We start from the raw sequence: 23360 nt of genomic DNA, 5'->3' as shown, positions 1-23360 counted from the left end.
ATATACTCATCTTAATAATTCTTATACATAATCGAGTGTTGCTTTTAAATATTCAAGTAGTTATTTATTCAATAAGAAATGGTGGGTGTATGATGTTTTTACTTATTAATATTATTGGGTTAATTGTGTTTTTAGGTATTGCTGTACTTTTTTCCAGAAAGAAATCAGATATCCAGTGGAAATCTATTGGCATTTTAGTCGTAATTAACTTATTCTTAGCATGGTTCTTTATGTATTTCCCTTGGGGGAAATTAGCGGTTCAATTATTGGCAAATGGTATATCATGGGTTATTGATTCTGCACATGTAGGTACGGGATTTGCTTTTGCCAGTTGGACAAATACAGAAATGATGGATATGGCTGTGAGTGCGCTATTTCCAATTCTATTAGTGGTACCACTTTTTGATATTTTGATGTATTTTAATATTTTACCCAAAGTTATAGGTGGTATTGGTTGGGCTTTAGCTAAAATTACACGTCAGCCAAAATTCGAATCTTTCTTTGGTATAGAAATGATGTTTTTAGGTAATACAGAAGCATTAGCAGTTTCAAATGAACAATTGAAACGCATGAAAGAAACACGTGTGTTAACAGTGGCAATGATGTCCATGAGTTCGATATCTGGTGCAATTGTTGGCGCGTATGTATCGATGATACCAGGTGACTTAGTGCTAACTGCTATTCCATTAAATATCATTAATGCAATTATAGTTTCTTCTATTTTAAATCCTGTTTCTGTGGAAGAAAAAGAAGATATTATTTATAGTATCCGTAATGAAGAAATTGAAAAACAGCCGTTTTTCTCATTTTTAGGAGATTCAGTATTAAATGCAGGCAAATTGATTTTAATCATCATTGCTTTTGTTATCAGTTTTGTTGCACTTTCTGATTTAATTGACCGTTTTATTAATTTAATCACAGGTATTATCGGTGGTTGGGCTGGTATAAAAGGAAGCTTTGGCCTAGATCAAATTCTCGGTACTTTTATGTATCCATTTGCTTTATTACTAGGATTACCGTTTGATGAGGCATGGATAGTGGCACAACAAATGGCGAAAAAAATTGTGACAAACGAATTTGTGGTGATGGGTCAAATTAAAGATGTTATTGATTCATACTCACCACACAGACGTGCAGTTATTGCAACATTTTTAGTATCGTTTGCGAACTTCTCAACAATAGGGATGATTATTGGAACATTGAAAGGCATTGTAGATAAGAAAACATCTGATTTTGTTTCGCAATATGTTCCAATGATGTTGCTTGCAGGAATTTTAGTATCGTTAATGACAGCTGGATTTGTTGGTTTGTTTGCTTGGTAATGATGGGTTGTAAGTGAATGACTCACTTAAAGATGATATATGTCGAAATAATTGTCTAGGTCTATCAATCATGTAAGAAAATTAAATACAGTGAATTTATAATCGATCGTCTTGAAGTAAAAGTTGTATTAATTACTTAGTTGATATCAATAGACGGTAAAAAAAGGAGCGTGAGAAATCAATTGATTATTGATGTCAATAACGCTCCTTTTTTATATTAATGCTTGTTCGTATATGTATTATGATGATTTTAAAATAAAAAATAAAGCCAAGTAATTGACGTGAGGAGACACATGCAATATTACTTGGCTTATACGGGAAATGAATTAATTGTATATTAATAGTAAGGACTAGGTACTAAAAATATACTCGAGCAAAAATTGTTTTGTATGTTACTATAAACAACACAAAGGAGATGGCTTCTTATTGGCAATCAATAAGAAGATAAATTTTATTATAGCAAAGGAAAGTGTATAAGTAAACCGAAAATTCAGAATTTTTGAACTTTTAAAAGTGTAATAAAAAGAAATGTTATAATATCAAGGTTTTACAAGTAAGTGATTCAGAATTTTTTTCAAATATTGTTGTGGTATGTTCGATAGTTTGCTAATATTCAATTGATTGAAGTTAATATGAGGGGGTCATGTGGGTGAATAAAACAGTACGAGATTTGTTATTCGTTATAATTGGGTCATTTATATTTTCAGCAGGCGTTAATACTTTTATCATATCTGCTGATTTAGGCGAGGGAGGCGTGACCGGTATAGCTATCGTACTTTATTATGCCTTTCACATATCTCCTGGTGTAACAAACTTTGTATTTAATGCAGTACTTATCGCTATAGGTTACAAGTTTCTAAGTAAGAGAAGTATGTATTTAACGATAATAGCGACAATATTAATCTCACTATTTTTAGAATTAACAGTGAGTTGGAAAATTGAGACAGGTAATATTTTAGTTAATGCAGTATTTGGTGGCATGTCTGTAGGTCTAGGTATTGGTATTATCGTACTTGCTGGAGGGACAACTGCAGGAACAACGATTTTAGCTAGAATTGCTAATAAATATTTAGATGTTAGTACACCTTATGCACTGTTGTTCTTTGATTTAATTGTTGTTGCAATTTCATTAACAGTAATTCCTGTTCCGAGTGCGTTGGTTACAGTAATCTCACTTTATATCGGTACAAAAGTAATGGATTATGTCATAGAAGGTTTAAATACGAAAAAAGCAATGACGATTATTTCTAGTAAACCAGATGAAATAGCTAAAGTGATTGATGAACAGGTAGGACGTGGGTTGACAATTTTAAATGGGAGAGGCTATTTCTCTAAACAAGAAAAAGACATATTGTATGTTGTTATTACTAAAACGCAAGTTAGTAAAGCGAAACGTTTAATCAAACGCATTGATAACGAAGCATTCTTAGTGATTCATGATGTTCGTGATGTTTATGGTAATGGTTTCTTAATTGATGAACATTAAAAATGAAAAAATGCTAATTAAAACCTTGGTGTATGGATTAGATCCTACATCAAGGTTTTAATTTGAGTATCGCTACAATAATCCGATAACTAAGAATTTTCTTATATTGCTAAAAAACTGTATGGCAATTTAAAATATATTCATAAACCATACATTTTGCTTGCTATCATAAAACATTTATTAGTCATCATATCTAAAAAATGATATAATATCATCTGTGATAATGATTATCATTTAAAGGACAAATTAGAATAAAAATGACATAGATATAGATTGTTTTTGGTACATTTTGTATTAGGAAGAAGGGAAATTATGACTCGATTAGAAGGAGAACAAGTTACGATAGGTTATGGGGATAATGTTATTGTAGATAATTTAGATGTTCATATTCCGACTGGTAAAATCACATCTATTATAGGACCCAATGGTTGTGGAAAGTCTACATTACTAAAAGCATTGTCACGTCTTTTACCGATTAAAGATGGCGAAATTAAATTAGATGGTGAAAATCTGCATACACAATCAACAAAAGAAGTTGCCAAAAAAATTGCGATTTTACCACAATCTCCAGAAGTGGCCGATGGACTTACGGTTGGAGAGCTTGTTTCATATGGTCGCTTTCCACATCAAAAAGGATTTGGGAGACTTTCTGCGGAAGATAAAAAGGAAATTGATTGGGCCATGAATGTAACAGGTACTTATGAATTCCGATTACGTTCTATCAACGATTTGAGTGGTGGTCAACGTCAAAGAGTATGGATTGCGATGGCATTGGCTCAAAGAACGGATATTATTTTCTTGGATGAGCCTACAACATATTTAGATATTTCACATCAATTAGAAATTTTAGAATTAATTACCCAATTAAATCAAGAACAAGGTTGTACTATTATTATGGTGTTGCATGATATTAATCAAGCAGTTCGATTCTCAGATCATCTGATTACGATGAAACAAGGAGACATTGTTGCTGCTGGAGGTACAGAAGATGTTTTAACCAAAGAAAACTTAGAAAAAGTATTCAATATAGATGTAGAGATTAGTACAGACCCTAGAACAGGGAAACCTATGCTAGTTACCTATGATTTATGTAGAAAAAGCTATTCAGAAATTTAGGTGTAATCATGGCTACGCAAAAAAAGGGAAAATTAAGCTTCACAACAACATTAATAATTAGTTTGGTTCTATTAGTCATTGCTTTGACGGTATCAATATTGATTGGAGATGCTAAAATTCACATTTCTACAATATTTGATGCGATATTTAATTATGATAATAAGAATCAACAACATAATATTATTAGTGAAATACGTATACCAAGAGATATAGGAGCAATGCTTGTAGGTGTAGCATTAGCGACTTCAGGTGCAGTCATTCAAGGCGTTACTAAAAATGGTTTAGCAGATCCGAGTTTAATCGGATTAAATTCAGGCGCTTCATTTATGTTAGCGCTAACTTTTGCATTTTATCCAACAGCACCATTTATAGTGCTTATGATTGCAGGATTTATTGGAGCAATCATGGGTGGATTTATTGTATTGATGATTGGTAGGTCAAGAAGTGATGGCTTTAATCCGATGAGAATTATACTGGCCGGAGCTGCCGTAAGTGCTTTGCTAACAGCCTTAAGTCAAGGTGTAGCGTTATTGTTTAGATTAAATCAAAGTTTAACGTTTTGGAGCGCTGGTGGAGTTTCTGGTACGACTTGGGGGCAGCTTGTTTGGGCAGCACCATTTATTATTATTGCATTAGTTATCATTATTGCGATGAGTAAACATCTAACTATTTTAAATTTAGGTGAAACTTTAGCAATTGGATTGGGACAAAATGTTGCTTTAACACGTGCAATTGCTTTGATTATATCCATGGTTATGGCAGGTATTGCCGTAGCAATGGTGGGTCAAATAGCATTTGTAGGACTAATGGTTCCACATATTGTACGTTATTTAGTTGGTACAGACTACGCTCGTGTTCTGCCATTAACTGCTGTTATTGGCGGGTTATTGCTACTCGTTGCTGATACGGTAGCGCGCATGTTAGGTGAAGCTCCAGTAGGTGCAATCATTTCATTTATTGGCGTACCTTACTTCTTGTATTTGGTTAAACGAGGAGGACGCTTTTCATGATAGACCCAAAATTAAGATATAAACAGTTCATTACCATGATTATTCTTATAATATTGGTGGTATTTGCATGTGCTTGGAGTATGACTTCAGGTGAATATAAGATGTCTATAGGTACTTTTTTTAAAACGCTTATAGGTCAAGGTGAATATACCGACACACTCATACTTATGGAATTTAGATTTCCGAGAATGGTTATTACTATTTTAGCTGGTGCTGCTTTAGCAATGAGCGGAGCTATCATACAAAGTGTAACTAAAAACCCTTTAGCGGAACCTGGTATTTTAGGTATAAATGCAGGAAGTGGGTTTGCTATAGCACTATTTATTGTAGTTGGTCAAGTGAATGCAGATAATTTTGTATATGTATTACCAATTATAAGTATGATCGGTGGTATACTGACTGCGCTAGTTATTTTTTCATTTAGTTATAATAAAGGAGAAGGTATCACACCAGCAAGTATGGTGTTAGTAGGCGTGGGTATGGCTACTGCTTTAAGTGGTGGGTCCTTGACGTTAATGTCAACATTTGACGAAGATCAATCAGAGTTTATTGCTTCATGGCTTGCGGGTAATATTTGGGGCGATGAATGGGCGTTTGTAATTGCCTTTTTACCTTGGGTCATTGTACTGATACCGTTTTTATTATTAAAAGCGAATGTTTTAAATTTATTAAATACGCATCAACATATTGCTCAAGGTGTAGGTGTGAAAATTGGTAGAGAACGAATTGTATTATTGTTAATAGCAGTAGTTCTGTCGTCAGCTGCAGTATCCGTGGCAGGAGCTATTGGTTTTATAGGTTTGTTAGGTCCACATATTGCTAAATCAATTGTTGGTCCGAGACATCAAATGTTTCTACCAATTTCCATATTTATTGGTGCCTTTTTACTTGTGTTGGCAGACACTGTCGGACAAGTGATATTACAGCCTTCTGGTATGCCAGCTGGTATTGTTGTATCAATCATAGGCGCACCTTATTTTTTATATTTAATGTATAAAACAAAATCAGTTTAAATATGAAAATAGAAATCATTAAATGTTTGTGTGTAATAAATAAGTATGCAATAAAATTTCGTTATAACTAGATAGTCATTTAAGAAAAACTTTACAGATGGGCGGGTTTTAGAATCAATTTTGAAAAAGATTGATTGAGAACCCGCTCTTTTTTTAAATAAACCCTTTGAGTTGTTAGCGTTTACATTTGTGTGTAGGGTATACTATAAGTGAATAGTGAAAACAGGAGGTCCTCAATATGAAAAAGCTCATTAAAGATAAAACACAATTTTTACCAGATATGTTAGATGGTCTTTCGATTTCAAATAAAAATGTCGAAGTAATTGCTGATACGGTGGTTGTACGTAAACATAAAAAAGAAAAAGGCGTAGCGATTGTATCTGGTGGTGGCAGTGGTCATGAGCCAGCACATGCAGGTTACGTAGCGCAAGGTATGTTAGATGCTGCAGTGTGTGGTGAGGTATTTACATCTCCAACGCCAGATAAAATTTTAAGTGCGATTAAAGCTGTGGACAATGGAGATGGTGTACTGCTTGTTGTTAAAAACTATGCAGGTGATGTCATGAATTTTGAAATGGCACAAGAAATGGCAGAAATGGAAGATATCCAAGTAGAAACCGTTGTGGTCAAAGACGATGTTGCTGTTAGTGATAAAGCACAACGTAGAGGCGTTGCTGGAACAGTATTTGTGCATAAAATAGCTGGATATTTAGCAGAAAACGGAGCCTCACTATCGCAAATTAAAGAAAAATTAAATGAATTATTACCAACTATCAAATCAATAGGTATGGCTTTAACGCCACCATTGGTTCCAACAACAGGTCAATATGGCTTTGATATAGATGATGGATCTATGGAGATTGGTATCGGCATACATGGTGAAAAAGGTCTCTCACGCCAAAAAGTTGAAAGTGTAGATTTAGTCGTTGAACGATTGATTGCCGAACTATTGAAAGAGATAGATGATGAACGACTTATTGTGATGATAAACGGTATGGGAGCTACACCTTTATCTGAACTAAATATTGCAACAAAATACGTGGCACAACAACTCGAAGATAAACAAAAAGATGTGAAATTATGGTTAGTTGGAGACTATATGACTTCATTAGATATGGAAGGTTTATCAATAACATTTTTACCATATACGGAACAAGTTTATGAAGCATTGATTGCACCGACAAGTAGCCCGTACTTTAATGCTTAAATAAAAAATATAGGTTAGGAAGTGAAGCGGAATGAATGTGTCAGAGTTAAAAGAGAGATTGCTTAATTTAGTTGATGTCTTTGAAGAGAAAGAATCATTATTAACAGAATTAGATAGAGCAATTGGTGACGGTGATCATGGCGTAAATATGTTAAGAGGGTTTAAAGCTTTACCCGACCAGCTAGATGATAGCTCTGTGTCTGCATTATTAAAATCTACTGGTATGACTTTAATGTCTAATATTGGTGGTGCTTCTGGTCCACTTTATGGATTTAGTTTTGTGAAAATGTCTCAAGTTGTTGGTGATGAAATTGATAAAGAGAATTTAAAAACAATGCTTAACACATTTTCGGAGGCAGTTGCGCAACGTGGGAAAGTAGAGTTAAATGAAAAGACAATGTATGACGTTATTGAACGTACCAACAAAGCGATAAATAATGGTGAAACTTTATCATTTGAAGATTTACAATCTTTGGCAGAAGCAACTAAGGATATAGAAGCAACGAAAGGTAGAGCAGCCTATTTTAAAGAAGCGTCAAAAGGGCATGTGGACCCGGGTGCACAAAGCAGTGTATATATTTTAAACGCATTAATAGGAGCTGATTAATATGACACAAATTATTATTGTAAGCCATAGTAAAGAGATAGCAGATGGTACAAAAGCTTTGGTAAATCAAATGGTAGGAGAGAATATTAAGATTACTGCACAAGGTGGTGTGCATGGTGAAATTGGCACATCATATGATGATATCCAAACAATGGTGAATCAAGTAGATGACGACGCATTATGTTTTTATGACATAGGTTCTGCTGAAATGAATACAGATTTAGCGATTGAGATGTATGAGGGAGAGCATCGTTTAGAAAAAATAGATGCCCCGATTGTTGAAGGTACTTTTACTGCAGCAGTAAATCTTTCTGTAGGAAAAACGATAGATGAAGTGTTAGATGAGTTGAATACGAAATTTGGCTAAGTCAACGTATTAATCAATGATCTCTTTCAAGTAGTTATAATGATATATATAGCGTATGTCGTTCTAACTGCTTCAATTAACTTGACAAAAATATTCTTTTTTATATGAATATATAATTAAGATATGGTAAAATGAGACTTAACTGTTAAAGAAATCTGGATATCTAGGAGGACATTGCAATGAAAGAATTGATACAAAAGCATGTCTTAAACGGCGAATTTGAATCAGTATACCGTCTTATGTCCCAGACAGATTTTATGGAATTTGAAGAAGCTTATATCTCAAGCGCTCATGAAGTGGAAAGTATCATGTTTTATACGTGTATTTTAGATATGATGAAAACTGAAGAAACAGCAGAAATGCATGACTTAGCTTTTCTACTACTCGTTTATCCATTAAGTGAACTACAAGGTGCTTTAGATTCTGCATATTATCATGCAGAGTCATCCATAAAACTTACTGACGGCAAAGAAGTAAAAAGCTTATTACAGATGTTGTTATTACATGCAGTTCCTGAACCAGTCATTTCTGATAAAAAAGCATTAGAGATTTCTCGTCAAATACTTAAACTAGATCCAACAAATAGCGTTGCGCGTAATGTACTAAAAGAAACAGCAAAACGTTTAGATAATGTTGTCGTTGATTTCAATGAACTTAATCGTTTTAAAAATGCACATTAACTTGAGTAAGTGACAGTTAAATCATAGAATAGTGTTTAATTCTGATGTGAAAACAATTGTATATGAAAATGACTTTTTGAGGCTGAGACAAATTGATTGTCTCAGCCTTTTTCATGAGCATAGTTCAGATATTTATTTTAAATCAGTAAAGTTTCTGCTCCGTTTTCTTTGTTTTATTGTTATAACATTAATGAAAATAAGACTTAAATTTATTTTTTATATTTGTTTGGTACATTAGATGATGAAGCAATGAAAATTTTTTCAAAAAATTTTTCATTATAATTTTTGAATTATTATGAAATTTAGAAATGTATAAATTTGCAAAAAGTTATTGGAATTTATTCATATTTATAGTGTATCTTGGAATTGACGATTTATTTTTAAAAGATAAAATGAATGATTAAAAAGAAATATATTGCTTAACTATTATGTTTAATTTTAATGAATTGTACAAATCTTAATTTTCTCATGTTGCAAATTACAGTCAGTACGTTATAATTACAAAATGTGTTAACTATGAGGAGGTTATTTATCACATGGGGTTGAATAAAGAAGCTATAAAAATTGGTTTCGCTTACGTCGGTATCGTAGTAGGTGCTGGCTTTTCAACAGGACAGGAAGTTATGCAATTCTTCTCGCCATATGGCTTATGGTCATATATTGGTGTTTTACTTTCTGGGCTAATTTTAGGATTTATTGGTAGACAAGTTGCGAAAATTGGTACTGCGTTTGACGCACAAAACCATGAATCAACTTTGGACTACTTATTTGGAAATGCGTTCAGTAAAATCGTAGATTACTTACTAATCTTTTTCTTATTTGGTATTTCAGTTACTATGATTGCTGGAGCAGGATCAACATTTCAAGAAAGTTTCGGTGTACCAACGTGGTTAGGTGCATTGATAATGGTAATTGCAATATATATCACACTATTGATGGACTTTAATAAAATCGTACGAGCTTTAGGTATTGTTACGCCATTCTTAATTATATTAGTAGTTATTATTGCTGCTTACTATCTCTTCAATGGTAGTATTTCATTAGGTAAAGTTAACGAAACTGTACCAAGTGACAGCTTATGGTTAGGTATACTTAAAGGTATTAACTATGGTGGTCTTGCATTTGCGGTAGGATTCAGTACTATTGTCGCTATAGGCGGCGATGCTTCAAGACGTCGTGTTTCAGGCGCTGGTGCGCTATTTGGTGGTATTATTTATACCGTGTTATTAGCGTTAATTAACTTTGCATTACAGTCTGAATTTCCAAAAATCAAAGATGCAGATATTCCGATGTTAACATTAGCAAATGCAATTAATCCTTGGATAGCACTAGTGTTATCAGTAATTATGTTAGCAGTAATGTATAATACAATTCTTGGTTTAATGTATTCATTTGCAGCGAGATTTACAGAACCGTATAGTAAAAAATATCATATCTTTATCATAGTTATGGTACTTGTGGCTTATGGTTTAAGCTTTGTAGGTTTCGCAGGTTTAATCAACTATTTATATCCAATAATGGGATATGTTGGTCTTATTGTTGTTATTGGAGTACTTATTAAGTATTACAGTAGAAAACGACAAAACAAGAAATTTATTGCTTAACTTTTAAAAGTGAAAAATTGTAAATTGATATATGATATAACTCAGCTTGCTAACGTATGCAAGCTGAGTTTTCTAGTTTATTATCCTTGTAATACTATTGTGAATTTATTTATTATGGTACAATGCTTCCGAAAGGAAAGGTAATCTATGAAGAAAAAACATAAATGGACCCTTATCACAACGTTTATCATAGTCACGGTTGTAGTAGTTATGGCAGTACTTTTAAAACTACAGTATGATAGACAAAACTCGAGTAGAGTGAACGAAAAAGTTCAAATTAATAATAAAAATGTGAATGCTTTTACAAATATCACATATGGAAAAGGGGCACCCAATAGTCGACTTGATATATTAACGCCAAATGAATTAGATCAAGATAACAAACTTCCAGTCATTTTTTGGATGCATGGCGGAGGATTTATTGCGGGAGATAAACAATATAAAAACCCATTATTATCTAAAATTGCTGAACAAGGATATATTGTGGTGAATATTAATTATGCACTTGCACCAGATTTTAAATATCCTACCCAGTTACAACAGATTGATCAAGCGGTAAGTTTTATTAAGAGAAATAAACATGAGTTACCAATTGATTTCAATCAAGTTATTTTTGGCGGTGATTCTGCAGGTGCGCAGTTATCAAGCCAATACACAGCAATACAAACGAATAAATCTTTAAGAGAGGATATGAACTTTAAGCAACAATTTGAAGCAGATCAGCTTAAAGCAGCTATCTTTTTTGGTGGCTTTTATGACATGAAGACAGTTAGAGCGACAGAATTCCCAAGAATTCAGCTCTTTATGGAAAGCTATACTGGAAAACGAGATTGGGAACAACAATTTAAGTATATAAGTGAGATGTCTACCATCAATCAAGTTACAGAAGATTATCCGCCAACATTTTTATCAGTGGGCGATGCCGACCCATTTTATAGTCAGAATATTGAATTCTATAAAAAATTAAAGTCAACAGACGTACCGGTGGATACATTATTTTATGACGGTTCTCATAAATTGAGACATCAGTATCAATTTCATATGGAATTGCCAGAATCACAGCAAAATATGAAAGACGTCTTAAGGTTTTTAAGCAGAAATACAACTTCTTCAGGCGTTGAAACGGAATATCAATCTGAAGAAGCGAATCCAAATGGAGTTGAATTAAACCCATATTAGATATCGATGATGTAACTATGTTTGATTTAAATAACATCAATGTTTTAAGGAAATTAAAAAACACTTTCGTTGAATGCAAATGAGATGTATTCATACGGAAGTGTTTTTTATTAATAATGTATATACTCGATTTAATTTAGTCGTTCTTTTGTCTCAACGATTGAAATTGAAATAGTAGGATATACAGAACATATAGAAGTGATAACCTAATGGTGTAAGCAAGCTAGGTTTGGTTGGTATCTTCTACACTTCAATAATGGTTTAATTGTTAAAATATAGATGAAGACGAAGTTGTCATTTGGATATTTATCCAAAAACGATTAAACTGCAAATAAGGAACTATTTACTAATTTATTACATTAAAATCATTAAATTAGTAATTTTGCCATGATATATTTATTATAATATCGATGATCAATAAACAATTTATCTTTAAGTTCTCCTTCGACTTGATAGTTTGCACTTTTAAATAAATCAACAGCGGTCGTATTTTCGGGAACTACTTCAACTTCAATACGGTGAATGTCATGGTTTAAGCACCAAGCTTCTATGGAATTAATTAATGATTGTCCTAATCCTTTTTCACGATAATGCCTTATAACTCCCATAGAAAAGTGTGCTTCATGTCGTGTACGTTCGAAACTTTCGGTAGTGACAATTGCAAATCCTACGAGTTCGCCATTGTTTTCTGCAATATAAATTGCATTAGAAGGAGAAGTTATATAATGTTCTAAGGTTGCAATAGCATCCGTATTAGAGGGCGCATACTCACCAGGATTGTATATCAAATAATCAGATTCATCATAGATTGTACTTAATAGTTTTATAAAAGGTTCTATATCGTTGATACCAATTTCTCGAATTTGATGAACCATATATGTCCACTCCTCATTTCTAATTTTTAAAACTCAGTTATAGTATAACTTAACATCATTAACATGAATTTACTAGGGAATATTTAAAACAAGAAAAATATATGATAAAGGATGTCGTATAATGAAACCAAATATATTGCTTGCGGGTGTTACAGGTTATATAGGAAAATATCTAATTGAATCCATTAAAGATGAAGGAATCTTATATACATTGTCTAAGTATCCAAAAGAAAAAGAATATCAAGAAATTATTTGGCTAGAAAAAGATATTTATAACTATAATGATGTTTTAACTGCTATGGACGGTATAGATATTGCAATATTTTATTTAGATCCAACCAAGCATTCTGCTAAGCTGACGCATGCAACTGCTAGAGATATCAATTTGATAGCTGCAGATAATTTTGGGAGAGCTGCTGCCAAACAAGGTGTGAGTAAGATAATATATATTAGTGGTAGTCGCTTTGATGTTGAAACGAAGCAGCGTTTATCAGCATACGGTACTGAAGTAGAAGAAACGACGGCAGAAGTCGCCCGCCCTCACGTAGCAGTTGAGTTACAGACTTCAAAATATGATGATGTCAGAAGTGCGTTAAGTATACAACTACCGATGAATTGGACATTAAGCCAAATGGTAACATATTATTTTAAGTGGCTAGATGAAACGAAAGGAACATTGTTGCATACAGCAAAACAAGGGGATAATTTCATTGTGTACATGAAAAACAAACGCAAACCTATACTAGTACTGCGCAAAGAGAATACTGAAAAAGACATCATTACGTTGTATCTTGTGAGTGGTAGAATTGTAAAACCTAATTTAAAAAAGCAAGGGAAATTAGAATTTCGCAAATTAAAAGACACACAACAAGTCATCGTTCATTTGTTTGATTATATTCCTAAATTAACTTGGCCTGTTTATTACTTAATGCAATCACCTTTCCAAGATTTAATGATGCGAGGATTTGAAATTGATTGCCGCATTAAACATTACCAAGGTCGAATTAACTCCGGGGAAAATATAAAATATACAAAATAATTGAGGTGAGCTTATGGAAATTTTATTAGTGGAAGATGATATGACTTTATTTAAGGAACTTAGTGAAGAGTTGGAACAGTGGGACTTTAATGTTAATGGTATCGATGATTTTAATCTTGTAATAGAGAAGTTTAAAGCGGTTGATCCGGCAATAGTTATTATGGATGTTAAGCTACCCAAATATGATGGATTTTACTGGACGAGAAAGATTCGCGAAATATCAAACACACCAATTTTATTTTTATCTTCAAGAGATAATCCAATGGATCAGGTAATGAGCATGGAATTAGGCGCAGATGACTATGTTCAAAAACCATTTAATACAAACATTTTAATTGCTAAACTACAAGCGATTTATAGACGCGTTTATCAATTTAGTATAGATGAGAAAAGAGTCATAACTTGGCAACAAGCGACATTGGACCTTACTAAGGATAGTATTAATAAAGACGATCAAGTCATATATTTATCTAAAACAGAAATGATTATTTTAGAGATGTTAGTGAAAAAACAAGATACGATTGTTACTAGAGATACATTAATAACTGCACTTTGGGATGATGAAGCATTTGTCAGCGATAATACATTAACAGTCAATGTGAATCGGTTAAGAAAAAAGCTTGCAGATATTAATATGAAAGATGCAATTGAAACGAAAATCGGTAAGGGATATATGGCTCATGGATAGTATGAAATGGGTATGGTTATTCCTGCGTTCACGTAAAAACTGGATATTTTGGTTGCTCGTTTTACAATTCATCTTTTTAGGTATTGCTTTTTTAGATTATGATTTAAATGTAAATAGTGTTTTATATATAATTATTTTAAATATAGGGTTAAGCTGTATTTTCTTATTATTTACATATTTAAAAGAAGTTAAGTTTTATAAGCACTTAGATGATAATATAGAACCCGAAGCGTTAAAGCATAAATCATTGGCCGATACTCCGTTCCAAGAAGAAATGTTAGCATATTTATATCATCAAATTACGGCACAAAAAAGTTTAGTGACTAAGCAAAAACAACAAATCAAATCTACGGAAGCTGCGTTAACAGATTTTGTGCATGATATTAAGACGCCTGTCACTGCTTTAAAATTATTAATTGAAAAAGAAAGCGATGATAATAGAAGACGTGCACTCTTATTTGAATGGACACGTATCAATGACATGCTAGATAAACATCTATTTCTGACTCGATTAGAGTCGCAAAATAAAGATATGTATTATGAAAATATTTACTTAAAACGTTTAGTTATAGACGAAATACAAATCACTAGATATATTAGCCAAGCGAAAGGTATAGATTTTGAACTTGAATTTGATGACAATTATAAAGTATATACAGATACGAAATGGTGTCGCATGATGATAAGACAAATTCTTTCCAATGCTGTTAAATACAGTGAAAACAGCACGATTCATGTAAGCGGCAAACTACTCGAAAACCATGTGACGTTGGAAATTAAGGATGAAGGTAGAGGAATCAGCAAAAAAGATTTGCCGAGAATTTTTGATAAAGGTTTTACTTCAACGGAAAATCGTAATGAAACGACATCTTCTGGAATTGGCTTATATTTGGTGAAAAATGTAAAAGAGAAATTAGGGATAACTGTTCATATCAATTCTGAAGTTAATAATGGAACGAAAGTGCAATTTGTTTTTCCAAACCAAAATGAAATAGTTAGCATGTTATCTGATTATTGATATTGCTCATGTACATTGTATAAAAAACTCTATAACCATTAAAAAAGCGACGTTTGATGCATAAATGATGCGATGAACGATAAGAAGGCAATTTCTAATTTTATGGAGAAATTGTCTTTTTTATTATCAATCTATGATGCAATTAAAATAAAACATATCTACATTTAACTTTATTTAGGATGAAATAGAGCGCAGAATAAAATTTTTGATAGTATCTACAAATTCAAAAAATCAACTTTCTTTTGAACTAATTGTATCTAAATCAAGTTTGATATATAGAAAAATAATTGTTGCTTAAAAATAGTAATTATGCAAATATTGCTATTGTGTGTTTTGATATACGAATTTATAGATTTTAAAATCATTTTTGAAAAATTATAAATTTCGCAGAACAATATACACAAAATTATTAATTTAACGAAAATGTAATGTTAAGAATTTGTAAATTTAATTGTAGGATTGTTAAAATTGTGCTATTTTCAAATAAGGACAAATCAACATTTGTGAGATTTTTTAAACCTAGTAAGCAAAAACTCATTTACATAATTTTAATAAAATTAAAACAGTAATGGGTCTATTGTAAATCTTGCCAATCTTAATTTGTCTAGAAAAGAATGTAATTTTTTAAATTTATTGAAGGTGATTATATTGGTCACTGTAAATGGAGGATTTTTTGAATGTTTAACAAGAAAAAAGATAAGTTCATGGTGAAACTTGAAGAAATGGTTTTCAACTTAGACCGTGCAGCAATTGAATTTGGTAAAATGGATTTTAATACACACTTAGACCTTAAAGCATACTCAGATAATATTAAAACTTACGAATCACATGGTGACGAGCTCATGCATCAAGTGATTTCGGATTTGAACCAAACATTCATTACACCTATTGAACGTGAGGATATCCTCTCTTTATGTAACGCTATTGATGATGTTTTAGATGCAATAGAAGAAACATCAGCAATGTTTGAAATGTACTCTATAGAATATACCGATGAATATATGGCTGAATTTGTTGATAATATCCAAAAAGCTATTGCTGAAATGAAATTAGCAGTAGGCTTACTTGTCGATAAAAAATTATCTCACATGCGCATTCATTCTATTAATATTAAAGAATTTGAAACTAACTGTGATGGTATATTACGTCAGTCAATTAAACATATTTTTAACAGTGAAACTGATCCTATCACGCTTATTAAAATCAAAGAGATTTATGAAAGTTTAGAAGAAATTGCCGATAAATGTCAAGCTGTAGCGAATAACTTTGAAACAATAATAATGAAAAATAGCTAAGGAGTCCTAACTTATGGAATATATTTTGATTATCACAGTAGCTATCGTTATTTTTTCTTTGATATTTGACTTTATCAATGGTTTCCATGATACAGCCAATGCCGTCGCTACTGCTGTTTCAACACGTGCATTAACTCCTAGAACTGCGATTATTTTGGCGTCAGTTATGAACTTTATTGGTGCGTTAACATTTACTGGAGTTGCAAGTACGATAACAAAAGATATTGTAGACCCATTTAAATTAGAAAATGGTCTAGTTGTGGTTTTAGCTGCTATTATGGCAGCAATTATTTGGAATTTAGTAACTTGGTTTTTTGGAATACCTAGTTCTTCTTCACATGCATTAATTGGATCAATTGCTGGTGCAGCAATTGCTTCTCAAGGTACATTTGCTGTACTACATTATCAAGGCTTTACAAAAATAATCATAGTATTACTTTTATCACCAGTTATTGCGTTTTGTGTTGGTTTTATTATGTATTCAATTGTTAAAGTAGTTTTCAAAAATGCAAATCTAACGAAAACGAATCGTAACTTTAGATTTTTCCAAATTTTCACAGCTTCATTACAATCATTTTCACATGGTACAAATGATGCACAAAAATCAATGGGGATTATTACTTTAGCACTCATAGTTGCGAATATCCAAACAGGTACAAGCACTGAGCCTCAATTATGGGTTAAGATTGCCTGTGCTACTGCAATGGGGTTGGGTACAGCTGTTGGTGGTTGGAAAATTATCAAAACAGTTGGTGGAAATATAATGAAAATACGTCCAGCTAATGGTGCAGCAGCGGATTTATCTTCTGCTTTAACTATTTTTGTTGCGTCATCACTACATTTCCCACTTTCAACGACACATGTTGTGTCTTCATCTATATTAGGTGTGGGTTCTTCTAACCGCATTAAAGGTGTGAAATGGAATACAGCACAACGTATGATTGTGACTTGGGTAATTACATTGCCTATTTCAGCATTATTAGCTGCTTTAATATATTTTGTAATTAATATTGTTTTATAAATATTAACAAAAATGAGTAATAAATAGCTGAATGACTTTAAAATAAATACAAGATAAAGATTCTATGACATAAATACTAGAAAAACAGCACTCGGATGATTCAATTCATCTGAGTGCTTCTTTGTTTTATGCCATAATTCGTATTGTTGGTTCGTATTCTTAGGAACGGAGCTTCAACCTGTAGTCTTCAGCTTGTCCTGTTCCTTCAAGCATCTCGTCAAAATATAATGTACACATATATAATTTTATATTGAAATACTTAAAAAAAGCACTTACGTATATTTAATAAACACTACTATACTAAATTATCAAGATGCTATATCGTATCATCCTAAAATATTTTATACTACCAACATAATAGGGACTTTATTGGTAGTAGGTAGTGTTTTTGTGTGTGCATTTCTGTGCGCTGCCTTTGCTTGTAGTGTTCGACTAATGCTATGTAGTTGTCATAAATGATTGTCGAGATTAAAATATATATAAATAAAGAAAGTAAACAGAATAAAGCGTCAATTTCTATAAAAACCTTATAGAAATTGACGCTTATTTATTAATGTTAGAGGTTTAAGATGCTTCCTCTTTTTAATGAATGTAATTATAGCTAGAAGCAGTAGATGCTGGAATTGTACGATAATCTACTGTACCTGGAGGTGTATTATAATTCATTTCTGATATTAAAATACTGCCATCAGGATTTACTTGCTCAACATATGCAACGTGACCAATTGGACCTTCGTAATTTTGCATGATAGAACCAGCAGTTGGCGTGTTGTTTACTGTGTAGCCGTCTGCTGCAGCATTGTTAGCCCAGTGATCAGCATTCCACCAATATGTACTAATTGGTTGTCCAGTTTCTGCTCTACGGTTAAATACATGCCATGTACATTGACCCCAATCATATAAATTAGCGTCACTAGCAGAATTATTACCAGTAGAAGGCGATTGTGTAGCAGTGTTACCAGAACCACCTGAACCACCAACACTTGATCCATTTGGAATCTTAAGTGATTGACCAGGTTGGATTAAATAACCATTTAGATTGTTCGTTGACATTAATGCATCAACTGAAACACCATAATTGTTAGCAATGATATTTAATGATTCACCAGATTTAACTGTATGTGAAGAACCACCTGATGTTTGTGAAGAAGCGTTTGAACTTGAGCTTTGACCACTTCCACCAATTTCGATAACTTGTCCCGGAAATACCATGTTGTTATCGAGGTTATTGTTTTGTTTAATCTCATCTACTGAAACACCATATTGTTCTGAGATTGTCCATAGTGACTCACCTGATTGTACTGTATGCTGTGTTGATGCTTCAGCTTCATGGTTAGCAATAAATGCTGCTGCACCTGAAGCAGCAGTGACTGCAAATGCAAACTTTTTCAAAAGAACTCCTCCTCACACCTATATAAATAACTCATTTTAAATTAAATATATCTGTTTGATTTTCTTTAATTGAATTCATGTTACATACTAACAAAAATTAGGTGACTTGTGTCTATTGTTATAGAGATGTAACATTATTAACATTTTAGAACATTGAGATGTAAACCTAATAAATACTTTTGTTATGGACTTTAAACGAAATTTTGGTTTTGAAATTCATTTAAAAATTTATGACTTTGTAACATTAGAAAACGTGTGGAATTCAATTAACGTTAACATCTTTTTGGAATTGATAGTTAAAATGTTTGATTTTAGGTGGAATAGTGAAAATGAAAGTAATGTATTTTATATAAACAAAACTTTAACAACATTTAAGCACATTAATCAGATATGTTGAGGAATACATTCTAATTAATGTGTAAGATGTTATAACATCTAAGGAGTGAAATGATTGGCTGAATCAACACAACAAATTAATCAAAAACAATCTAAATCAAAGCAGGATAAATCCAATTCTCATGCGTATGGTAAAGTATGGTTATTCTTTATTTATTATTGGATTATTTTTGGCATTGGTTGCTATTTTGGGCAGTTTTTACCCATGGAATGGAGAAAACCACTCTCTATCGTCTTGCTAGTTTTAGTTTTATTTACAGTTTTAACGAATCGTGCACGTAAATATGGATTGGTAATTTCACATATATATGCAATTATTGTCGGCTTATTGTCCTATGCTACATTTACAGCTTATTTGCAAAATTTAGGACCAGAAGTGTTTTATAAGAATGTGTTACTAGCAATAGGTGCTTTTATCGCATTTGGTTTAATTGGCTATTTCATTGTCGATAACGCTTCAGGAATGGGTAAATACTTATTTGTAACATTAGTGGCTCTGATTGTTGCTGGAATTATTGGTATGTTTGTGCATAATCCAATTTTCCATACAATCATTACAGTAGTAGGCTTACTATTATTCTTATTATATACAATATATGATTTTAATCGTATGAAACGTGGTCAGTATTCTCCACGAGAAATGGGATTCAACCTATTTATCAATTTATTACACATTATTAAATATGTACTAAGACTTGCGAATAAATTTAAAAAGTAAATATTAGATTTAAAATTAAAAAATATGAGTTATAAATTCTAATAGAAGCGAGAGCCGTAACTGGATTTTTACAGAAATTCAGTTACGGTTTTTTAGATTATTATTTTGCGTTTAATTTTTATTTGTCTAGTATCTTAAAATGATCATTACACAATATTCAGCTAATATAAGATTTACATGCAACGATGACTTTAATTTATGATTACATAATAATGTTATATAACAACTTATTTTATCAATAATAAAATATAAAAAAGTTAGAATTAAGGACGATGAATGAAAAAATATGTTGACAAATTAAATTATTATATTCAAAATTATGTAATGGTAAAACATGTACTTTGAAACTAAAACAGTGAATGTTCTATTTTCAAAAGATGAAAATATAAAAGAAATAATCAATTTTATAAAAATGATTTTATATGTATGGTGTATAACAGAATATGAGAGAGGTTGGAATATGGAAGTACAGTGTTTAAATATTATTTCTAATAATTTTTATCCTACTAAACGTGTAACAGATGGCATACTAGTATTACTGCCAATAAAAGGAGTATTAGAAATTCAACAATTTACAGCTAATATAAAAGTTGAAACGGAATTGTTAATCGTAAACCATACAGAAATTTTTAGCATTAAACGCAATGAAGCAACCATTTTATTATATATAGCGAGTGATTGGTTTTTAGAACGAGGTTATCCTTTTTTTGATTATCAATACGCCTCTAAGTTGATTCAGTCTACAGCACAATTAACTAAATCCTTAATTGAGCTGACGAAACACTATTTGAACGATACTTTAAGTTATGATATTTATGAAAATTACATGGTCAAAATTGTTGAAATTATTGCTAATGAAGCTAAAGTAGATTCGGATTATTTATCCCAACAAACTGATCACGCATACTTTGGTATTACTGGAGAAATACTTGATTATGTAAATCGTAATTTGAAGCAACCATTAACATTAAAGTCAATTGCTGACCATATATTTATTTCACAATCAAATATATCTAGTCAATTTTATAGTAAGCTAGATATGAATTTTAAAACTTATGTGGATACATTAAAATTGGCGGCATCTATGAAAGAGCTATTGGATAGTCAACATACCATTGGAGAAATATCTGATTTATACGGTTTTAGTAGTGCAGCACTTTATAGTAAAAAATTCAAACAATATTACGGTTACACACCTAATCAATATCGTAAACTCTCAAAATACAATAAGTATTTATATTTTCCTTATGAAACATTGAATGACACATTTAAAGATCAAGTAAAGGCTCAACTTACTGCAAAATTAGAAGATAGTTATGTACAAAACAATGAAATTAGTATTTGTACTGATCATTTTTTGGATAATCGTAATTCATCCATGATTATTCAAATTTACACAATAGCAGAGTTATACCAATTGTATACTGATTCTAAAATGAGTTATTTGTTTGAAAATGAGGAACAGATTTATATTTATTGCAATATCAACGTAAAAGATATTCAACAATACATTTCTGAACAAAAAACATATAAAGCTTTTGACTTTATCATATCAAACAATGCTAATTTGGTACTTCAAATCTACGAAAGTCAAGATGTTGAAATATATTTGAATCAGATTTGCAAACCCTACGCGGCTTATTTGCAAACTAGCACAAAGTTAAACAAAGATTTACTAAAAAAGATAAGCTATTGTTTTGATTTAAGTACAATGTCAATAAAAGAGATATACCGGAACATTATCAAAATTAAACAATTTAGAGAGAATGTAAAATTTGGTATTGATATTACTCGTTTATTTAATGAACCAGATGCTTTTAAAATGATGGAAGTACAATTAAAGAGAATTGGTTTTGATTACTATTTTGTAGATAATCAAAAGTTATCGGTGCCATATTTTAATGAATCACATGAAATGCTGTTGACGAAAGAAATTTTTAAATTTAATTATATAAGGAAAATCATGGCAGAAATGTGTTTGGAGGATAGGTATTATTTTTTATTAAATGTAAGAAATAATTTTTTATTGCATGACGAGTCAATGAATATTATTGAAAGTCCGCCATTGTTAGTCGGTGTGTTTAAAAGAATATTAAAGCATTTTTCGGGTATAGGTGTAGATTTGATACAGCAAATGAACGGTAATGAGGCGTTATACTTATATGATAAAAGTGGTTTCCGTACATTGGTAGGAACTATGTTTCATCGTTTAATAGAAAAAACACGTTATAAAGTTTATGAACATGATTTTTATACTATTATTGATCAAGAGGATAAAATTAGCGTTTATATCAGTGATTGGCAAATTATGGAAAATGAAGTTTCAAAGCACTATACAACAAAAATGTCGGTTAATATCAATTTCAAAGATTTGAAGTTAAGAAAAAAATATTTGATTTTTAAAGAGACATATAATAATGCGCATGGAAATATCAATTGTGTGATACCTTGCAATTTGCGCGAGAAATATCCGTGGTCTGATATATTTATAGAAAAAATTGAATCATATAATCAGCCACGCATAAATGTTTTCGAACATTCATTTAACGACAAATCTTTAAGCGTAGCAATCGATCATAATACTGTACACATTATTGATATTTATAAATAAATGCTTAATCCTAAATTATATAATTAATTTAACATGTTTTGTGACATTCAATTTACTGATGTTCGTAATAATGACAAAGCTATAAAAATAAATGATAAAGACAGAGTTACTTTTTTTAGAGATAATGAAATTGTATTGCTTACTAGCATTTGGAGGTGTAGCAACAATGAATGATGAAAAAAAGGCGCAGTTATTAAAAATTTATAAAAAATATAATAAAGTAATGTCTTATATAGAAAGTAAATATAAACTAACAATGAATGACATTGCTATTTTGGAAATAATACAACAAAATTGTCAACAGCAAAACATGCTGATGCAGCCATTTTTAAAAATTGCGACGACTGAACTCGATTTGAGTCGAACAAAAGTGTTGGCATCAATTCGACGATTAATTAACCAAGATCGTGTAAGCAAATTACGTTCGACAAAAGATGAGAGAAAAGTTTATTTATCGATGACTGAAGAAAATGATAGGAAGTATCACACTTTGTTAGATGAAATTGAAACACAGGTAGACTAAAATATTAAAAATTCATGTTTACATAATGACAATAAAGCTTTAATCAGTTACAAATATTAAATAGTATAATGGTACTTCGTGACGAAAGTAGGACAGAAATTTAATTTTATTAAATGGATTTCGTCGTCTCTTCTAATAAGGATGATCTGAGCTTTAGCGCATGCATAAGAACCACTAACCCAACAAGTTGGGA

Annotated in this window: 21 protein-coding genes; 19 read left to right on the top strand and 2 right to left on the bottom strand. The window is 31.5% G+C overall.

Going from position 1 to position 23360, the window contains the following annotated elements:
- The first annotated feature begins 92 nt into the window (after nt 1–92).
- The 11 genes from HMPREF2586_RS07670 (at nt 93) to HMPREF2586_RS07620 (ending at nt 11591) form a co-directional block, all read left to right on the top strand.
- The gene (locus HMPREF2586_RS07670; RefSeq protein ID WP_070657593.1) at nt 93–1322 is read left to right on the top strand and encodes a NupC/NupG family nucleoside CNT transporter; all 1230 of its coding nucleotides are present in this window, start codon (nt 93–95) and stop codon (nt 1320–1322) included.
- A 649-nt stretch (nt 1323–1971) separates the two neighbouring features.
- Nucleotides 1972–2808: a YitT family protein gene (locus HMPREF2586_RS07665; protein WP_046207325.1), complete on the top strand. Its 837-nt coding sequence runs from the start codon at nt 1972–1974 to the stop codon at nt 2806–2808.
- Between the two features lie 312 nt (nt 2809–3120).
- Entirely contained in the window at nt 3121–3924 is an 804-nt protein-coding gene (locus HMPREF2586_RS07660; RefSeq protein WP_046207326.1) for an ABC transporter ATP-binding protein, read from the top strand.
- Between the two features lie 8 nt (nt 3925–3932).
- Nucleotides 3933–4934 (top strand): FecCD family ABC transporter permease, encoded by a 1002-nt coding sequence (locus HMPREF2586_RS07655; RefSeq protein WP_046207327.1) that lies wholly within the window; start codon nt 3933–3935, stop codon nt 4932–4934.
- A complete protein-coding gene (locus tag HMPREF2586_RS07650) occupies nt 4931–5947 on the top strand; it encodes a FecCD family ABC transporter permease (protein ID WP_046207328.1) in 1017 nt (338 codons plus the stop codon). The genes HMPREF2586_RS07655 and HMPREF2586_RS07650 overlap by 4 nt, the downstream gene beginning before the upstream one ends.
- A gap of 238 nt (nt 5948–6185) precedes the next feature.
- Nucleotides 6186–7154, top strand: coding sequence for a dihydroxyacetone kinase subunit DhaK (dhaK, locus tag HMPREF2586_RS07645; RefSeq protein WP_046207329.1), 969 nt, complete (start codon nt 6186–6188; stop codon nt 7152–7154).
- A gap of 31 nt (nt 7155–7185) precedes the next feature.
- A complete protein-coding gene (gene dhaL, locus HMPREF2586_RS07640) occupies nt 7186–7761 on the top strand; it encodes a dihydroxyacetone kinase subunit DhaL (protein ID WP_070657597.1) in 576 nt (191 codons plus the stop codon).
- 1 nt (nt 7762) lies between these two features.
- The gene (gene dhaM / locus HMPREF2586_RS07635) at nt 7763–8128 is read left to right on the top strand and encodes a dihydroxyacetone kinase phosphoryl donor subunit DhaM (protein WP_046207331.1); all 366 of its coding nucleotides are present in this window, start codon (nt 7763–7765) and stop codon (nt 8126–8128) included.
- 179 nt (nt 8129–8307) lie between these two features.
- Nucleotides 8308–8808, top strand: coding sequence for a hypothetical protein (locus tag HMPREF2586_RS07630; protein WP_046207332.1), 501 nt, complete (start codon nt 8308–8310; stop codon nt 8806–8808).
- A 536-nt stretch (nt 8809–9344) separates the two neighbouring features.
- Nucleotides 9345–10412, top strand: a complete 1068-nt coding sequence (locus HMPREF2586_RS07625) for a YkvI family membrane protein (RefSeq protein ID WP_064209560.1) — start codon at nt 9345–9347, stop codon at nt 10410–10412.
- 147 nt (nt 10413–10559) lie between these two features.
- Nucleotides 10560–11591, top strand: a complete 1032-nt coding sequence (locus tag HMPREF2586_RS07620) for an alpha/beta hydrolase (protein WP_070038992.1) — start codon at nt 10560–10562, stop codon at nt 11589–11591.
- Between the two features lie 368 nt (nt 11592–11959).
- On the opposite strand, the gene HMPREF2586_RS07615 is transcribed toward HMPREF2586_RS07620, so the two are convergent.
- Complete coding sequence (locus HMPREF2586_RS07615) at nt 11960–12466, bottom strand: GNAT family N-acetyltransferase (RefSeq protein WP_046207335.1); 507 nt, start codon at nt 12464–12466, stop codon at nt 11960–11962.
- Nucleotides 12467–12587: 121 nt separating this feature from the next.
- Here HMPREF2586_RS07615 and HMPREF2586_RS07610 point away from each other — a divergent pair, with 121 nt between their 5' ends.
- From HMPREF2586_RS07610 to HMPREF2586_RS07590, 5 genes are all read left to right on the top strand, one after another.
- Nucleotides 12588–13505, top strand: a complete 918-nt coding sequence (locus HMPREF2586_RS07610; protein ID WP_070657599.1) for an NAD-dependent epimerase/dehydratase family protein — start codon at nt 12588–12590, stop codon at nt 13503–13505.
- A gap of 13 nt (nt 13506–13518) precedes the next feature.
- Nucleotides 13519–14193: a response regulator transcription factor gene (locus HMPREF2586_RS07605; protein ID WP_046207337.1), complete on the top strand. Its 675-nt coding sequence runs from the start codon at nt 13519–13521 to the stop codon at nt 14191–14193.
- Nucleotides 14186–15211 carry a sensor histidine kinase gene (locus HMPREF2586_RS07600; protein WP_070657601.1) on the top strand — a complete coding sequence of 342 codons (1026 nt, stop codon included), beginning with the start codon at nt 14186–14188 and terminating at the stop codon, nt 15209–15211. The genes HMPREF2586_RS07605 and HMPREF2586_RS07600 overlap by 8 nt, the downstream gene beginning before the upstream one ends.
- A gap of 677 nt (nt 15212–15888) precedes the next feature.
- On the top strand, nt 15889–16506 hold the full coding sequence (locus HMPREF2586_RS07595; protein ID WP_019468170.1) for a DUF47 domain-containing protein: 618 nt from the start codon (nt 15889–15891) through the stop codon (nt 16504–16506).
- A gap of 13 nt (nt 16507–16519) precedes the next feature.
- A complete protein-coding gene (locus tag HMPREF2586_RS07590) occupies nt 16520–17527 on the top strand; it encodes an inorganic phosphate transporter (RefSeq protein ID WP_046207339.1) in 1008 nt (335 codons plus the stop codon).
- Nucleotides 17528–18109: 582 nt separating this feature from the next.
- Here HMPREF2586_RS07590 and HMPREF2586_RS07585 read toward each other — a convergent pair.
- On the bottom strand, nt 18110–18919 hold the full coding sequence (locus tag HMPREF2586_RS07585) for a LysM peptidoglycan-binding domain-containing protein (protein WP_070657603.1): 810 nt from the start codon (nt 18917–18919) through the stop codon (nt 18110–18112).
- 451 nt (nt 18920–19370) lie between these two features.
- On the opposite strand from HMPREF2586_RS07585, the gene HMPREF2586_RS07580 reads away from it, so the two are divergent.
- The 3 genes from HMPREF2586_RS07580 (at nt 19371) to HMPREF2586_RS07570 (ending at nt 23167) form a co-directional block, all read left to right on the top strand.
- A complete protein-coding gene (locus HMPREF2586_RS07580) occupies nt 19371–20033 on the top strand; it encodes a Bax inhibitor-1/YccA family protein (protein ID WP_046207341.1) in 663 nt (220 codons plus the stop codon).
- A 460-nt stretch (nt 20034–20493) separates the two neighbouring features.
- Complete coding sequence (locus HMPREF2586_RS07575; protein WP_070657606.1) at nt 20494–22644, top strand: helix-turn-helix transcriptional regulator; 2151 nt, start codon at nt 20494–20496, stop codon at nt 22642–22644.
- Between the two features lie 166 nt (nt 22645–22810).
- Entirely contained in the window at nt 22811–23167 is a 357-nt protein-coding gene (locus HMPREF2586_RS07570; RefSeq protein ID WP_070657608.1) for a transcriptional regulator, SarA/Rot family, read from the top strand.
- The last annotated feature ends 193 nt before the right edge of the window (nt 23168–23360 follow it).

The sequence above is a fragment of the Staphylococcus sp. HMSC034G07 genome (assembly GCF_001835975.1).
Lineage (GTDB): Bacteria > Bacillota > Bacilli > Staphylococcales > Staphylococcaceae > Staphylococcus > Staphylococcus ureilyticus.
This window is presented reverse-complemented; position numbering and strand designations above follow the sequence as displayed.

Coding starts and splice junctions, on each gene's coding strand:
- HMPREF2586_RS07670 (WP_070657593.1), top strand. CDS start 93: ATGTTTTTACTTATTAATATTATTGGGTTAATTGTGTTTTTAGGTATT.
- HMPREF2586_RS07660 (WP_046207326.1), top strand. CDS start 3,121: ATGACTCGATTAGAAGGAGAACAAGTTACGATAGGTTATGGGGATAAT.
- HMPREF2586_RS07655 (WP_046207327.1), top strand. CDS start 3,933: ATGGCTACGCAAAAAAAGGGAAAATTAAGCTTCACAACAACATTAATA.
- HMPREF2586_RS07650 (WP_046207328.1), top strand. CDS start 4,931: ATGATAGACCCAAAATTAAGATATAAACAGTTCATTACCATGATTATT.
- dhaK (WP_046207329.1), top strand. CDS start 6,186: ATGAAAAAGCTCATTAAAGATAAAACACAATTTTTACCAGATATGTTA.
- dhaL (WP_070657597.1), top strand. CDS start 7,186: ATGAATGTGTCAGAGTTAAAAGAGAGATTGCTTAATTTAGTTGATGTC.
- dhaM (WP_046207331.1), top strand. CDS start 7,763: ATGACACAAATTATTATTGTAAGCCATAGTAAAGAGATAGCAGATGGT.
- HMPREF2586_RS07630 (WP_046207332.1), top strand. CDS start 8,308: ATGAAAGAATTGATACAAAAGCATGTCTTAAACGGCGAATTTGAATCA.
- HMPREF2586_RS07625 (WP_064209560.1), top strand. CDS start 9,345: ATGGGGTTGAATAAAGAAGCTATAAAAATTGGTTTCGCTTACGTCGGT.
- HMPREF2586_RS07620 (WP_070038992.1), top strand. CDS start 10,560: ATGAAGAAAAAACATAAATGGACCCTTATCACAACGTTTATCATAGTC.
- HMPREF2586_RS07615 (WP_046207335.1), bottom strand. CDS start 12,466: ATGGTTCATCAAATTCGAGAAATTGGTATCAACGATATAGAACCTTTT.
- HMPREF2586_RS07610 (WP_070657599.1), top strand. CDS start 12,588: ATGAAACCAAATATATTGCTTGCGGGTGTTACAGGTTATATAGGAAAA.
- HMPREF2586_RS07605 (WP_046207337.1), top strand. CDS start 13,519: ATGGAAATTTTATTAGTGGAAGATGATATGACTTTATTTAAGGAACTT.
- HMPREF2586_RS07600 (WP_070657601.1), top strand. CDS start 14,186: ATGGATAGTATGAAATGGGTATGGTTATTCCTGCGTTCACGTAAAAAC.
- HMPREF2586_RS07595 (WP_019468170.1), top strand. CDS start 15,889: ATGTTTAACAAGAAAAAAGATAAGTTCATGGTGAAACTTGAAGAAATG.
- HMPREF2586_RS07590 (WP_046207339.1), top strand. CDS start 16,520: ATGGAATATATTTTGATTATCACAGTAGCTATCGTTATTTTTTCTTTG.
- HMPREF2586_RS07575 (WP_070657606.1), top strand. CDS start 20,494: ATGGAAGTACAGTGTTTAAATATTATTTCTAATAATTTTTATCCTACT.
- HMPREF2586_RS07570 (WP_070657608.1), top strand. CDS start 22,811: ATGAATGATGAAAAAAAGGCGCAGTTATTAAAAATTTATAAAAAATAT.